The sequence below is a fragment of the Vibrio sp. ECSMB14106 genome (assembly GCF_000972265.1).
GTDB lineage: Bacteria > Pseudomonadota > Gammaproteobacteria > Enterobacterales > Vibrionaceae > Vibrio > Vibrio kanaloae.
On record NZ_LAUM01000002.1, the window covers coordinates 56382 to 70762 of the forward strand.

14 protein-coding genes are annotated in these 14381 nt (G+C 41.6%); 7 read left to right on the forward strand and 7 right to left on the reverse strand.

The window, feature by feature from the left end; translation table 11 throughout:
• Positions 1–231 precede the first annotated feature (231 nt).
• Complete coding sequence (locus tag WR49_RS01805; RefSeq protein ID WP_046222865.1) at positions 232–2055, reverse strand: M4 family metallopeptidase; 1824 nt, start codon at positions 2053–2055, stop codon at positions 232–234.
• 506 nt (positions 2056–2561) lie between these two features.
• Between WR49_RS01805 and WR49_RS01810 the strand changes: the two genes are divergently transcribed.
• The 4 genes from WR49_RS01810 (at position 2562) to WR49_RS01825 (ending at position 4771) form a co-directional block, all read left to right on the forward strand.
• Complete coding sequence (locus WR49_RS01810) at positions 2562–3179, forward strand: HAD family hydrolase (protein ID WP_046222866.1); 618 nt, start codon at positions 2562–2564, stop codon at positions 3177–3179.
• Between the two features lie 195 nt (positions 3180–3374).
• Complete coding sequence (locus WR49_RS01815; protein WP_017055212.1) at positions 3375–3788, forward strand: hypothetical protein; 414 nt, start codon at positions 3375–3377, stop codon at positions 3786–3788.
• A 281-nt stretch (positions 3789–4069) separates the two neighbouring features.
• Positions 4070–4333, forward strand: a complete 264-nt coding sequence (locus tag WR49_RS01820; protein WP_046222867.1) for a YrhK family protein — start codon at positions 4070–4072, stop codon at positions 4331–4333.
• A 33-nt stretch (positions 4334–4366) separates the two neighbouring features.
• Entirely contained in the window at positions 4367–4771 is a 405-nt protein-coding gene (locus WR49_RS01825) for a DUF1801 domain-containing protein (RefSeq protein WP_017055215.1), read from the forward strand.
• Between the two features lie 221 nt (positions 4772–4992).
• Here the strand turns inward: WR49_RS01825 and WR49_RS01830 are convergent, their stop codons facing one another.
• Both WR49_RS01830 and WR49_RS01835 read right to left on the reverse strand, forming a co-directional pair.
• The gene (locus WR49_RS01830) at positions 4993–6021 is read right to left on the reverse strand and encodes a methionine synthase (protein WP_017055216.1); all 1029 of its coding nucleotides are present in this window, start codon (positions 6019–6021) and stop codon (positions 4993–4995) included.
• Positions 6022–6090: 69 nt separating this feature from the next.
• On the reverse strand, positions 6091–7068 hold the full coding sequence (locus WR49_RS01835) for a DUF1852 domain-containing protein (RefSeq protein ID WP_046222868.1): 978 nt from the start codon (positions 7066–7068) through the stop codon (positions 6091–6093).
• A 344-nt stretch (positions 7069–7412) separates the two neighbouring features.
• Here WR49_RS01835 and WR49_RS01840 point away from each other — a divergent pair, with 344 nt between their 5' ends.
• Positions 7413–8222, forward strand: a complete 810-nt coding sequence (locus WR49_RS01840) for a sulfite exporter TauE/SafE family protein (protein ID WP_046222899.1) — start codon at positions 7413–7415, stop codon at positions 8220–8222.
• Between the two features lie 219 nt (positions 8223–8441).
• Positions 8442–9443 carry a metal-dependent hydrolase gene (locus WR49_RS01845; protein WP_046222869.1) on the forward strand — a complete coding sequence of 334 codons (1002 nt, stop codon included), beginning with the start codon at positions 8442–8444 and terminating at the stop codon, positions 9441–9443.
• 129 nt (positions 9444–9572) lie between these two features.
• On the opposite strand, the gene WR49_RS01850 is transcribed toward WR49_RS01845, so the two are convergent.
• The 4 genes from WR49_RS01850 to WR49_RS01865 form a co-directional block, all read right to left on the reverse strand.
• On the reverse strand, positions 9573–10304 hold the full coding sequence (locus tag WR49_RS01850) for an anti-sigma factor (protein WP_046222870.1): 732 nt from the start codon (positions 10302–10304) through the stop codon (positions 9573–9575).
• Complete coding sequence (locus WR49_RS01855; protein ID WP_046222871.1) at positions 10301–10873, reverse strand: sigma-70 family RNA polymerase sigma factor; 573 nt, start codon at positions 10871–10873, stop codon at positions 10301–10303. Before WR49_RS01855 ends, WR49_RS01850 begins: the two co-directional genes overlap by 4 nt.
• A gap of 99 nt (positions 10874–10972) precedes the next feature.
• On the reverse strand, positions 10973–11524 hold the full coding sequence (locus WR49_RS01860) for a DUF3455 domain-containing protein (protein ID WP_017055222.1): 552 nt from the start codon (positions 11522–11524) through the stop codon (positions 10973–10975).
• A gap of 309 nt (positions 11525–11833) precedes the next feature.
• Positions 11834–13306 carry a carboxypeptidase M32 gene (locus WR49_RS01865; RefSeq protein WP_046222872.1) on the reverse strand — a complete coding sequence of 491 codons (1473 nt, stop codon included), beginning with the start codon at positions 13304–13306 and terminating at the stop codon, positions 11834–11836.
• A 296-nt stretch (positions 13307–13602) separates the two neighbouring features.
• Here WR49_RS01865 and WR49_RS01870 point away from each other — a divergent pair, with 296 nt between their 5' ends.
• The gene (locus WR49_RS01870; protein ID WP_046222873.1) at positions 13603–14238 is read left to right on the forward strand and encodes a LysE family translocator; all 636 of its coding nucleotides are present in this window, start codon (positions 13603–13605) and stop codon (positions 14236–14238) included.
• Positions 14239–14381: the final 143 nt, after the last annotated feature.

Consider the following 14381-nt stretch of genomic DNA (forward strand, 5'->3'; position numbering starts at 1 on the left):
GGTATGAGGGTATCTGTTGGCTTGTATAAGTCAGATAAGAAAAAGGGCTAGCGCTTGGCTAACCCTTTTATGTTTATAAGCGCACGGCAACGCTTATACATACTGACTGTTGTTGGTCTTGGATTTAAGTACCAAGTCTCTAGATAAATCTAACTGCTTAATAAGCAATGAAGCCTACTCATGTGAGTAGGCTTTGTTATTGGTTGCGACCTTCAACGGTACGTTTTAACCTCAATCTAAACGCAATGTTAGGCCAGAATAGTTCGAGTACCCACGCAATAACACATGATACGTTACATCAGGTTGTGCACTCACATTACACTGTTCTGTGTTTCCTGGACGGTAAGGGCGGCAGTCGTAACTTGAAGTCGTCGGCTTGCTTCCCGATTTAACGTAAAGATCCGCGTCGCCTGAACCACCAGACATTGAAACTGTTATGTTTGATGCTGACTCAACGGTGAAAGTGTAGAAGGTTTGAGAGTTTTGGCTCCCGCTTAGGTTCGCAATCGGAGTGCCTTTGGTTAAGATATTGCCAGTTGGAGGCGTCGTTCCACAACTTGCATTGACACCGACAGTACTAAAAGCGGCTTCAACATCTGAAACTTCGTAACCCATGTCTGCGGCGGCTTTTGCAACACCACAAGCCCCAGCGTCAAAGGTACTGTTTGCCGTCCAATAAAGTTGGTTTGCAACCGTAAATACCTCGAAGCCCTTACGCACATCCCAGCCAGATTTGTTCGCTAACAGGTAAAAGGCACGGTTATAAACCCCGCTAGATAAATGAACGTTCAAACCATCGTAGTATTGAGAAGCGTGATCTATAGATCGGCCATCTTTTGACGGTTGATCAAAGTAACGTAGCCCACCTTCTGATTTGAAGATATCGCTACCGACAACCCAGTCAACATTTCCACGCAGATAGTATTCAGCAGCTTCGCCTGCAATGTCTGAGAACGCTTCGTTAATCCCTCCCGACATATTTTTATATACCAAGCCAGAGTTCTGTTCAGTAAAGCCGTGACTGACTTCGTGGGCACTCACGTTGATATCGACTAACGGATAGAAGGTATTTTTACCATCCCCAAATGTCATTGATGTACCGTTCCAAAAAGCATTTTCGTAATCAGAGCCGTAGTGCACTCTCATGGTAAGCTGGAAAGTTAAGGGAGACGTGTTCATCCAATCTTTGTACATATCAAATACAACATTACCGAAATAATGAGCGTCGTTAAGAGGTGAGTAGGCGCCGTTAACGTATTTATAGTCATTGTAATTGGTGCTGTCGCTACAGTTGTAACTGAATGCCGAGTTACCAGAGGTTCCGTTATTTAAGTTGACCGTTTTAACCGCGGAGTTTTCCAAAGTACAAGTGGTGCCCGTTTTGTCTATGGAAAATCCCGTAAAGTCGCTTCCATATTCATATCGAGCCGTTTTTATGTTGCCACCTGGACCGGTTCCCAGAGCTTTGGCATGGTTTAATCCGTCCCATTTTTGGAGGACTTCTCCAGTGATAGCGTCAATGAAGTAAAAAGGGCGCTCAGGGTGATCGGAGGCTACGAAGAAGTCGACCAAGTAAACCATCTGAGCGATTTGGTTCTCATCTAGTCTCACCATCAGTTTTGCATTTTTGTTTTCAACAGAAATGTTATCGACTACTAAGGTTTTATGAGCTGAAAGTGCAGCGGCAATAGCTTGCTTTTTATTTAGTTTGGGGGTGATGCTAGATAGGTCACCACTGATTCCTTGTGCCATTGAACCGAAGACTTTAGTCGGCTGGTTTTTAGAGAGTGTTGCCACAACCGAGGTATCAAAAACGGGTAAACCTAAGTGTGTTTGTTGGTAACGGACTTTTGTTTTTCCATTGGGTAACACTACCCGTTTTACTTCAGAAAAACCCAACTCTAGTGGGGCGACACTATTCGATTGAGCGAGGATACTTTGTTGTAGCAATGTATCATTATCCACTCTTACCATTTCTGCAGCATGCGCTGTAAAGCCGAAAGAGGTACCTAGAATAGCTGCTATTTTCCAGCTTAATTGACGTTTTTGGTTCATTTTTCGTTCCTGATATAAATATAAACTCCTTCTTCCCAACGACTTTATAGGAAGCCTATATGCAACACATTAATGCCATGTGTTGAGAATCAAGATTGGGAGAGCGTGTGGATTTATGGCAAGTTTTTCAGGAAGATTAAATTTTATAGTATGTAAACTATAATATACAAAAAACATTATTGATTCTTATGTCGATAATTATTTTATTTTAAACTTTTATTATAAATACCTGAAATTACGATAGTTCCTATAATTTATTCTGTTTTAATTTTATGTATTAGTCTTGCCTATTGAGGAGTGTGTTTTTTTCGTTTGTATTAAATTACAAAGTTAATAATAATGACATTTTCGTAGTGGTGAGAGATGTTAATTCTATCAATGTTGAGGTTTAATAACGGTTGTTAAACATAGCTCTCAGTTTTATGAGTTAATTAGTGTTAGAAGAGAATGGTTATATTTCCTGTTACTAAAAAGAAGTGCGAATTAGATCTGTTAAAGGAGAAACTATGAGCTCAGGAAGCATTAGAAATGTAGTCTTTGATATTGGTAACGTGATTGTCCGTTGGGCTCCTTTGGAAATAGTGAAGCTCACATTTGGTGAGGTTAAAGCTCCTGAGGTATTGGTTAAGGCTATTTTTCAGTCTGAAACTTGGCTCGATTTAAATAAAGGTTTAATCTCAGAGTCTGATGCTAAAGTGCAGTATCAGCAGTTTCTTAATTTATCAGACTTGGAATGTGAGCGATTATTTTACTACGTCAAACAAACACAAATCCTTATTTTCGGCTCTATTGATCTTCTGCAGCGTGTTAAATTAGCCGGTTACAACGTTTATGCGTTAACAGATAATGTTCACGAAATTGTTTCCCATCTTAAGTCTACATACACGTTTTGGCCTTTATTTGACGGAGCAATAGTGTCTGCGGAGTTAGGGCTACTCAAACCTCAAGCAGAAATCTATCAATCATTACTTATGCAGCATAGATTAGATGCTTCGGAAACCGTATTTATAGATGACATGCCGTGTAATGTTATGGGCGCAAACGCTGTTGGTATTACTGGAATTCAATTTGAAAATGCAGCTCAATGTGAGGAAGCTTTAAAAGCTTTAGGCCTGTCTTTCTGAATAATTGAATTTCTATATAATAGAGACTTCAACATTCTGCTATACAGTAGGATGACTATGATGGTTTTAGCGAGTTCGATACAGCAGAGCTCAGGCTAATCAGACATAGTGTCTCGGTGTTGTTAAATACCACACAAATGTGGAAGGTCCTTAAGAGGGAGAATACATGTTACTCATTAAATTCAAGGAGGAGATATGGGGTTACTAATTGGTCCAGTAGTGATTTTTTGGATCGTTTCATTCTTTTTTACTTGGCGTATGGGATATTACCTTTTGGTAGATAAACCATTTTTTCCTTATATATTCACCGTGGTTATCATAGCTATCTTCGGTGCGCTAACCTATGTTATGGGTGGTTTGTTTACCTTTAAGGATCGCAGTGAACTTTGGGCATTTGAAATCCCATGGTTTTTCCTCGTGAATAAATATGCCTTTGTATTATTTGTTTGCTCAGTAATGGCTTACCTATTTGGAAGCAATATTTTTACCGGAAATATCTCAAAAGCAGTGATTTTTATTATTGCTTTTTCGATCACTTTGGGAAATCTAGTAGGGTGTTTGAGCTCTAACACCTTTATGCAAAAGTATAATATTTCAGAAACGTATTAAGCTATCCGGTTTCAGTTATCCGTTTTTGGAGAATAAGCAAGTTTCAATTACGGATGTATCTGATTTACCCGTGTGGAGTTCTTATTATTCAAACAAGTAATTTTAAAGTGATCTGGAATGTATGGCATTGTCACTGTGTGGTTTCGGTGGTTGCGGTCACCCTATGGTTGCAGCGACTCAGGTATTGCTTGTTCATACTTTAGCAGCGTTATGTTGACAAGTGGAGCATCAGTCTGATATCCATTTATAGTTTTAATCATAGTTCGACCTAAGGAGAGTTTGTGAATCAAGGTGTTGAATTGGATGTAGATATCGGTAAGAAACATATAGTGATTCAGCGTCGTTATGAGGCTTTAGGTGCATTCAATGATTTGTTAATAGCTGTTTGGTTTTTGATCGGTAGTTTTTTCTTTTTAAATGAGTCTCTTATTGAAAGTGGTACTTGGTTATTTATAGTGGGTAGTGCGCAGTTAATCATTAAGCCATTAATCAAGCTACTAAGTTTAGTTCATGTTAGTAGAGCGTCCAAACCATTGACACAATAGTTACGCCATTTGTTAGGTTCATCGGAGGTTTCAGTGGACAAGCTAGTCAAAAATCGTTTTGAAGAATATCCGGAGAACGCTCGAATTCGACTAGAAGAGTTGCGCTCTCTCATTCTTGATCTGTCCTGTGAATTGAAGTTAGGGGAAGTTGAAGAGTCTCTTAAGTGGGGAGAGCCTAGTTACAGTGTTAAAGCGGGCAGCCCAATTCGAATTGATTGGAAATTGAAATCGCCGAATAACTACTCTTTATTTTTCAACTGCCAAACTAAGCTCGTTGATACATTTCGAGAGTTACATGGAGATACACTGCAGTTTCAAGGTAATAGGGCAATTGTATTGCATTTATCTGAGCCCATGCCTGAGGTAGCAATCAAACAGTGCTTGGAGCTTGCTTTAACTTATCAAAAACGAAAGCATCTACCGCTTCTTGGGGCTTAATAAGGCACTAATAACTTTGAAGAAGATGACTGTTTTCTTCGATGAATGAAGAGCTTGCTAAATAGATAACCGCATCGACATAGACAGTTTCTCTGAGTAAAGTGATGTGTAGGAAAAAGAAAGCCTAAGCGCTGATATGCGACTTAGGCTGTGATAACTGGTTTAAGCTTCAAGAGCTAGGTTTAGCTTTGAGGATTAGTTTTGGATATACGTATAGAGGGTTACGCTGATAGCTCTTTTCGAACAATCTCTGCACCAGCACTTAACGCATTGAGTTTAGCCGATGCTATTTGGCGAGGTAGGGGAGCCATACCGCAATTGGTGCAAGGGTAGAGCTTGTCTGCATCAACATACTTAAGTGTTTCTCTAAGAGTGCTGGCGACTTCTTCTGGTGTTTCAATCGAATCGGTTGCCACATCAATTGCACCGACCATCACTTTCTTGCCTCGAACCAGCTCAAGTAGTTCAAGTGGTACATGAGAGTTGTGACATTCTAAAGAGATGATATCGATATTCGATTGCTGCAACTTAGGGAAGACTTCTTCGTATTGGCGCCACTCCGTGCCTAATGTCTTTTTCCAATCAGTATTGGCTTTGATGCCGTAACCATAGCAAATATGTACCGCGGTCTCGCACTTTAGCCCTTCAATGGCTCTTTCTAAGCAAGCAATGCCCCAATCATTTACGTCATCAAAGAACACATTAAATGCTGGTTCATCGAACTGAATAATATCAACGCCAGCGGCTTCAAGCTCTTTTGCTTCTTGATTTAGGATCTTCGCAAATTCCCAAGCGAGTTTTTCGCGGCTTTGATAATGCGCATCGTAAAGTGTATCGATCATGGTCATTGGCCCAGGCAGAGCCCACTTAATAGGTTGATCGGTTTGCTGACGTAAGAACTTCGCATCTTCAACAAACACCGATTTCTGACGAGAAACTGGGCCAACAACAGTCGGTACACTTGCATCGTAGCGGTCGCGGATCTTAACCGTTTCGCGCTTCTCGAAATCGACACCATTTAGGTGTTCAATGAAGGTCGTCACAAAGTGCTGGCGGGTCTGTTCGCCATCACTCACGATATCAATGCCGGCTTGCTGTTGCTCATGCAGAGACACACGTAGGGCATCCTGCTTGCCATCTGTTAATTCGTCGCCTTCCAGTTTCCATGGAGACCAAAGTGTTTCTGGTTGTGCTAGCCAAGACGGCTTAGGTAAGCTGCCTGCTGTTGAAGTCGGTAATAGTGTTTTCATAATTAATTTTGCCTATCCTTAGATTGCCCAAAGCGCGTAATTAATGGATTAAAGCGCCTAATAAATTGATTAAAGCGCGTAATTGGCAAACCAGTTCTCAAGAACCGATTGATATGGCTTAATGAAATGTTCTTCTGCGAATTTACCTTGCTCAATAGCTAACTTGCCGCGTTCTTCTCGGTCATACACGATCTGAGTCAGTGAATGGTCCAAGTTTTTCAAGTTTGGTTGGTAACAGTTACCTGCAACCGCGTTCGCGTTGTAAATCTCAGGTCGGTAGATTTTCTGGAAAGTACCCATGGTGCTGATGGTGCTGATAAGCTCTAGGTTAGAGTAATCGTTCAGCAGATCACCAAAGAAATAGAAAGCCAGAGGAGCGACAGTATTTGGCGGCATGAAATAACGAACCTGTAATCCCATCTTCTTGAAGTATTGCTCAGTTAAAGAAGATTCATTAGGTTGGTATTCAAAGCCTAATACAGGGTGTTGATTTTCAGTACGGTAATAGGTTTTATTATCTGAAACACTTAAACAAATAACAGGTGGCTTCTTGAAATTCTGTTTGTAAGCTTCAGAGTTAACGAAATGTTTAAAAAGCTTACCGTGTAAATCACCAAAACCTTCTGGAATACTGAATTTATCTTGGTCTTTATTATACTCCAACAGAAGAACGCTAAAGTCATAATCTCGAACATAAGAAGAAAAGTTATTTCCGATAATGCCTTCAATACGCTCGTCGGTTTTACGGTCTAAAATATTGGTTTTCAGCACTTCAATTGAAGGGAATGCTTGACCGTTACTTTCAATATCCATATCAACAGAAATGATTTCAAGCTCCACAGAATAGCGGTCGCCCTTAGGGTTGTCCCAATGTGCTAAGGCGTTGAAACTGTTATCGATCATTTGTAGTGCATTACGCAAGTTCGCTTGACGGCTGTCACCTCTCGCCAAATTCGCAAAGTTGGTTGTGATACGCGTGCTGTCTGCAGGCTGGTAGTTTTCGTCGAGGCTAATGCTTTTGATCGTAAAATTAAATTCTTTATTCATGCTGGTCTAGTATCCCAATTCGTTGTCTGGTTCTCTCGGTCTTTAGTATTAAAACTGCTTTTATTTTTTGCTTGTGACCGGATTAAGAATCGAAGGCTATGCTTTCTGAAATTAATACTTAGTAGAATTAATGTCGTATAAAGTTAATCGCTTAAGGTTTTTATACGTGGATAGGTGTGGGATTAATAATGGTATTACTTCACATTCATCATGAGGAATATTCATGATCTATATGTTTGAATGTTTAAGTCGGTGTCAGTTATATTAATATAGCTTAATGGAAATATAACCGCATTAATAGTGGTGTTATTTAAGGTAAATTAATTTAATAAGAGATGGATGAAATGAGTGAATTGCTGTTTTTGATTTTCTACTGTGCGTTACTAGGCAGTGGTGTTGGTTTTCTTGCCGGGCTTTTGGGTATTGGCGGAGGGCTGATCATTGTTCCTGTGTTAAGCAGCATTTTACTTTACTTAGAAGTTCTGCCGTCCGACCAAGTTGTTGTTGCTGCGATTGCGACCTCGTTGGCCTCGATTCTATTTACTTCAACGTCTTCTGCGCTCGCTCACCACAAGAATGGCAACGTGCCTTGGGATCTGGCACCTTGGATCATGCTGGGTGTTGCCCTTGGTGCTTTGGTTAGTGGTTTTATGGCGGCGTTATTGCCGGAAAAGGTCGTTCGTATCGTGTTTGCTGTGAGCGTAGTTCTTATCGCGATTAAGATGTTCTTAAGCAGTAAAAGCGGCACGCCTAACGAACGAAAACTACCGAATAAAGGGGTATTAACCGTTTTAACAACCATTACTGGCGGGTTGTCTGCCATGATAGGGATTGGTGGCGGTGCGTTGTTAGTTCCACTATTAACGTTCTTTTCGGTCGATATGAAAAAGGCGATCGGCTGTGCGTCTGCGTGTGGCATTGTAATCGCATTGTTTGGTTCTATCGGTTATATCACTGCGGGCAGTAGCCAATTTGCTTTAACCGATGGATTTGCAGGTTTTGTTTATTTACCAGCGTTACTGGGTATTGTGTGCACCTCTTGGTTCACGGCTCCGTTAGGCGCAAAAGCGACAAACCACTTGCCAGTTCCAATAATTAAGAAGATCTTTTCAGTACTGTTGGTTGTTATCGCTGTAAGTATGGTCGCTCGCTAAGTTTTGGTTGTTCGGCTGCCTATGTTGCAGCTATCAGTGGGTAGCTCCAATAATAACAATAGAAAGTAGCAGTCATCAGGCTGCTTTTTTTGTTTGCCAGTCTACATTTATACGATTATGTCTATGAGTATATTGACAAAATATTGTTGTTTAACTGGATTCACTGCTATAGCTAAATGTACTTGTTCAGATCAATGGAATGCTAAAAGTGAGTGATTTATGGATCCGTTAACGCAGGGTGTGCTAGGTGCTTCTTTGTCACAAGCGGCGAGTAAAAAACAACATTTAGTGGTCGCTGGGGGTCTAGGTTTACTCTCTGGAATGGCCCCAGATTTAGATGCGTTTATTCGATCGGAGAGTGATCCTTTACTGGCATTGGAGTTCCATCGACAATTTACTCACTCACTTCTGTTTATCCCTATTGGCAGCTTGATCTGCGCTCTGGTTTTACATCTTTTGATTGCTAAAAGGCGCGGTCTCTCGTTTAAACAGAGCTGGCTGTATTGCGCGTTAGGCTATGGCACACATGCTTTATTAGATTCTTGTACTACGTATGGCACTCAGTTGTTTTGGCCGCTTACCAATGAGCGTTATGCTTGGAATACCATTTCGATTATCGATCCTGTCTATACACTTCCCATTTTAATATTGCTTGTGTTTGCAACATGGAAACGAATCCCTTTGCTGGCTCGCATCGCGTTTCTGTGGGCTTTGATTTATCCGACGTTAGGAATGATACAAAGGGATAGGGCAGAAGCCATAGGCTGGCAATTAGCGCAAGAAAGACAACACACGCCGATCCGATTAGAGGCAAAACCAAGCTTTGCGAATATCTTGGTGTGGAAAGTGGTGTACGAAACAGAATCTCGATACTACGTAGATGCTGTTCGAGCCGGCAAATCCGTTAGAACTTATCCTGGAGACTCAGTAGCTAAACTGAATGTGAGTCAAGATTTCCCTTGGCTCGATCCTAATTCACAACAAGCAAAAGACATTGAGCGTTTTCGCTGGTTCTCAAATGGTTACGTGGCACAAGATCCAATGGATGATCTGCGTGTTATCGACGTTCGATATTCAATTGTACCGAACCAATTGATAGCACTTTGGAGTATCAAATTATCTCAGTCTGCCGATGCCGAGGCACATATAAAGTACGAAACCCACAGAGACAACACACCCGAGTCGAGACAGATATTTTTAGATATGTTGAAAGGCGACTGAGGTCTATGAAGTTCTGAATAGATAGAACGTGGCTGATTTTTATCTGCCGTCAAAAAAGGCTGAGTCAGTAACCTGCTCAGCCTTCTTTCTATTCATTCTATAGGGAATGGTCTTTAAATTATCTGCTCACTATATCGAAAGGCCGCGACCAATTGAGGTAATAGGGCCAGTTGGGCGACCTGTAGAAGAGCCTGTTTCTTGCTCTAAAGTTAGTTCGAACAATTGGTTTTCTGTTAGTGGCGGTAATTCACTAATATTTAGATTAAGCGTTTCGCCTTCTCTGACTAATCCTAGTGAAACAGGTGCATCCCAATCATCGGCTTTTGTCCAAAATTGTAATGCTTTGCCTTCTGGTATTCTCACTGCACCTAGGGGCACTAGTTGCATATGATTGGCATGAGTGGTTTGAATTACCCAACTTGGGTTTTTGTTTTCTGGTTGTACTAACACCGCGATATAAGTCGGTGTGCTCTGCATTGGTTCAAGGGTCTGTAATTTAAAACCTAGTACCATAGCTAGTACAAGACACGCCATTGAGATAGCCCGCCATAAACCGAGACTTTGCCAGAAATGGCTTTGTGGTTCAGGTCTTGATTGCGTTACCGGTTTAGAAGATTCTTCAAGTTCATCTATGCTGCGCTCAATACGTGCAGATAAAGGTTGAGAGGCGACTTTTGGCTCTAATCTATCAGTAATAGACAAAAAATGGGTTTGCCATTGATTAACCGCTTGTTGCAATTCGGTACTGTCAGCTAAACGTTGTTCAAAATTATATCGTTCTTCTTCTGTCAGTGTGCCAAGCACATATTGGCCGGCTAAATTATCATCGTTGATAGGAATTTGTTGCGTATCTTTTTTCATTGCAGACACCCCTTTAAAGCATTCAAGCTGCGCTTAATCCATGATTTTACGGTACCAAGGGGTTTGTTAAGCAATTGAGAAATTTCGTCTTGGGTGTAGCCATCAACATAAGCGTGCAATATACACAATTTGCGTTCCGGTTCTAAATATTCCAAACATGTTTGTAGAGACGTTTGTGCCAAAGGATCTTCTGAAAGTTCAGAAATACCATCTGGCTGCTCTGCTAAGTCCAATACTTGACTATCACATAGAGCGAGTAACAAATCTGGTTCTGATAAGATTTGGCGGTTGGAGTGTTTAAGTGCATTTAACGCTAAATTACGGGTTAACGTATATATCCAACCACGTGCGGACCCTAGCTCTTGATGGTAGGAGTTTGCATTTTTCCAAATTTTTATAAAGGCGTCATGCACAACGTCTTCGGATAAAGCACGGTTTTGCAAAATCCTCAGCACTACAGTGAGTAATCTTGATGCTTCCTGTTCATATAACTGTCTTAAGGCTTGGCGATCGCCTTGAGCGCAGTGAATTAGAACACTTTCATAGTCGAACTCTGTCGATATTGACACACGATATACCTGTTTATAAAACGTCCAGTATACGTAACTGGACGTTTTAAGTCATTATTTAGTCAGTGTTTATTCTCGTGTACGGTGGCGGTAATGCGATCACTTTTGTTTCCAGAATAGATACTCACCAGAGTAGTTAACCACGACTTTATGACCAAGTTTATCCATAGTACAACCTGTCATTGGAGCAGCACCGCCCTTTAAATTAATACGCTGTATATAAGTGACATCTTTTAATGTACCTGAACGCATAGACTCATTTGCTTTGACTAACTGCATCGGAATACTGCCTTTATCTGAAGGGGAAACGGCCAGTTGTTTACCGGTAATAGATGAACCATCAAGAGATTCCCATGTTGCAGGAGGACCAAAATAAGAGACTAAATGGTTGCCTTTATTATCACTTAAAATGGCTCGAGGACCAGCAAATGCCCATTTTGCACTCTTGTCATTTGAACTGTCTACTTTGCACTCCCATGTGATATTACCTTCCGCAACAGTAAACATGGCGACTTTGTTACCCTCCGGCACACGCACTTCACTTGGTAGGTTGTCTTGAGAAAAGGTACCAGCATAGGATTGAGCAGCCATAGCCATTAGAGCTGATGTTGCGGTGATTTTTAATGCTTTCAATATGTATTGTTTTTTCACTGTCGTATCCCTTTTTATCAGTCGATTTTGAATTTGAAAAACAGCTTTTTCCTGCTGTTACTAGGTACTACAATCGAACAAGGTATTTGGATGCAGAAAAGTAAAATAAATTGAAATTATTTTTATGGAAGGTATTTAAAAAAAGGGAAGTTTTCACGTAAGTAACTATATTATAATGACTTTATCCCACAACCTAAGTTTGATAAACATTACAGATAATCTGCGGCTATTACCATTGGGACAAAGCTCTATATCAGTGAAGACTAAGCCTTCCTTCAAATAACAATAGGAAGGCTTAGTATCAAGTGATTATAGATAGCGCTCTTCTAGGTGCTTTTTAAAGTATGCAGCGTTAAGTGTTTCACCTGTCGCACCTCTCACTAAATCATCAGTGGCCAGCAGGCTGCCTTTGCTCCAAATATTCGATTCTAACCAAGTGAAGATAGGCGATAGGTCACCACTTTCAATTACTGAGTTCACATCAACCGTTTTCTTCATTGAAGCCATAAACTGAGCCGCGTACATCGCACCTAGTGTGTAAGATGGGAAGTAACCGAATGCGCCATCTGTCCAGTGAATATCCTGCATACAGCCATTAGTGAAATTGCCTTGGGTGCTTAAGCCAAGGTATGACTGCATCTTGGTACTCCAAAGTTCTGGCACGTCGGTGTGTTTGATCTTACCGTTGATTAAGTCACGCTCAATCTCGTAACGTAAAATCACGTGCGCAGGGTAGGTCAGTTCATCAGCATCCACACGGATGAAGTCTTTCTTCACGCGAGTGTAGATCTTTTGGAAGTTCTCTTTCTCAAACTCTGAGCCTGAGAATTGTTGACCAGCCAAGTTCGCTAAGTGTCCGATGAACGGGTCACTACGGCCAACCTGCATCTCAAAGAACAAAGACTGAGATTCATGGATACCCATAGAGCGCGCTTCACCTGCTGGTTGGCCAGCTAGATGTTTTGGTAAGCCTTGTTCGTAACGTGCGTGGCCAGTTTCGTGGACGATCCCCATCAATGATTGAACGAATTCAGCTTCGTCGTATCGGGTTGTGATACGCACGTCTGAAGGGACGCCGCCACAGAATGGGTGAACACTTTCATCTAGTCGGCCGTGTTCAAAATCGAACTGAAGCAGCTTCATGACTTCTAAACCCAGTGCTTTCTGTTTCTCGGTCGAATAGATACCTGATGGTGCGTTAAATTGCTCGCTCGATTGTTTTTCGATCACTTCATTAATTAAACCTGGAAGCCAAGTTTTAACGTCTGCAAATAGGGTATCAAGTGAAGCAGAGCTAGTGCCCGGTTCGTAAATATCCAGCATCGCATCATAAGGCGTTAGATTGGCTGCATCTGCGCGAATCTGCGCTTCTTCACGAGAAAGCTCAACCACTTCACGCCAGTTCTTTTCGAACCCAACCCAGTCGTTGTTACCGCGTTGGCTACGCCACGCATGTTCACATTTTGAACCCGCTAGAGATTTCGCTTCAACCAGTTTTTCTGGAAGTAGGTTTGCTTGTTGCCACTGGCGTTTTATTTCACGAAGTGACGATTGTTGCTCAGTGTTCAGCGCTTCATTTTCAGCGTCTGCAATCCAATCGCCAAGCTGTGGTTGAGTCATTAAGCCGTGAATATGAACAGAAAGCTCGGCCATCGCTTCACTACGAGCTTGGTTACCACCTGCTGGCATCATTGAAGCTTGGTCCCAACCACAAATAGAAGCTAGGTGTTGAAAGCGTGAACATTTTTGAGAGTGTTCGACTAGTTTTTTGAATGCGCTCATTTGACTACTCTTAATTTGGTTTCTTTAAATGATCCTTAGGGCTGCGTCAGCGTTAAGGTTCATCTCGTGTACTTTGATTATGGCTTTGCTTTTTAATGACGCCGACCTTCGCAGTCGAAGATATAGCGAGAAAAGCATGAGGCGGTACGATGCCTTGAATTTACTATTTCTTAACAAATTAAACTGTTCTATTGTGCACAAAATCAGTGAGTTGTATAGCTGGTGGCAATTGTTACTTGCGAATTGTTCAGATACACGGTATTGATGATAGATCGCTGAACAAAAATGACAATGATATGGATATTTTGAACTTTGAGGCATTTCTAATTGCCATCACTATTTTAACGCTAACGCCGGGCTTAGATACGGCTTTGGTGATTCGCAATACTAGCCGCTCTGGCTTAGCTGACGGTTGTATGACGAGCTTTGGTATTTGTAGCGGCTTGTATGTACACGCGCTTTTCTCTGCTGTGGGTATATCTGCAATCCTCGCCCAATCCGCTGAACTCTTTCAAGCGGTTAAGATGGTAGGTGCGGTTTACCTCATCTGGCTTGGCTTAAGCAGTTTGCGAGCGTTGATGAAAAACGGTGGCGGTTTGAAGGTCGGAGAACAAGCTCAGCAGGCTTACAGTGCAAAGCGTTCTTTACGTGAAGGCTTTCTGTCTAACGTTCTTAACCCAAAAACAGCAGTTTTCTATCTGGCCTTTTTACCTCAATTTGTAAACCCTGAAGGTTCGCCTTTATTGCAATCTATGTTGATGGCTTCGGTACACTTTATTATTGCGATGGTGTGGCAGTGTGGTTTGGCTGGTGCTCTTAATTCCGCTAAAAACTTGCTCAAGAACGCGAGTTTTATGAAGTGGATGGAAGGCGTGACGGGCATGGTGCTGGTGGGGCTGGGTGTTAAGCTTCTGATGGAAAAGCCAGTATAAGGAATCTAGCCTCAACGTCGTTGATTTGCCGTTATGTGCGGTTTTTTGATGGGGATAGCCTAAGAAATAGAAACAGATAAATACAGCCCACAAATGCGTGGGCTTTTTTGTCTTTGCCGTTTGAACTTTGTCTTTCAGGCTAC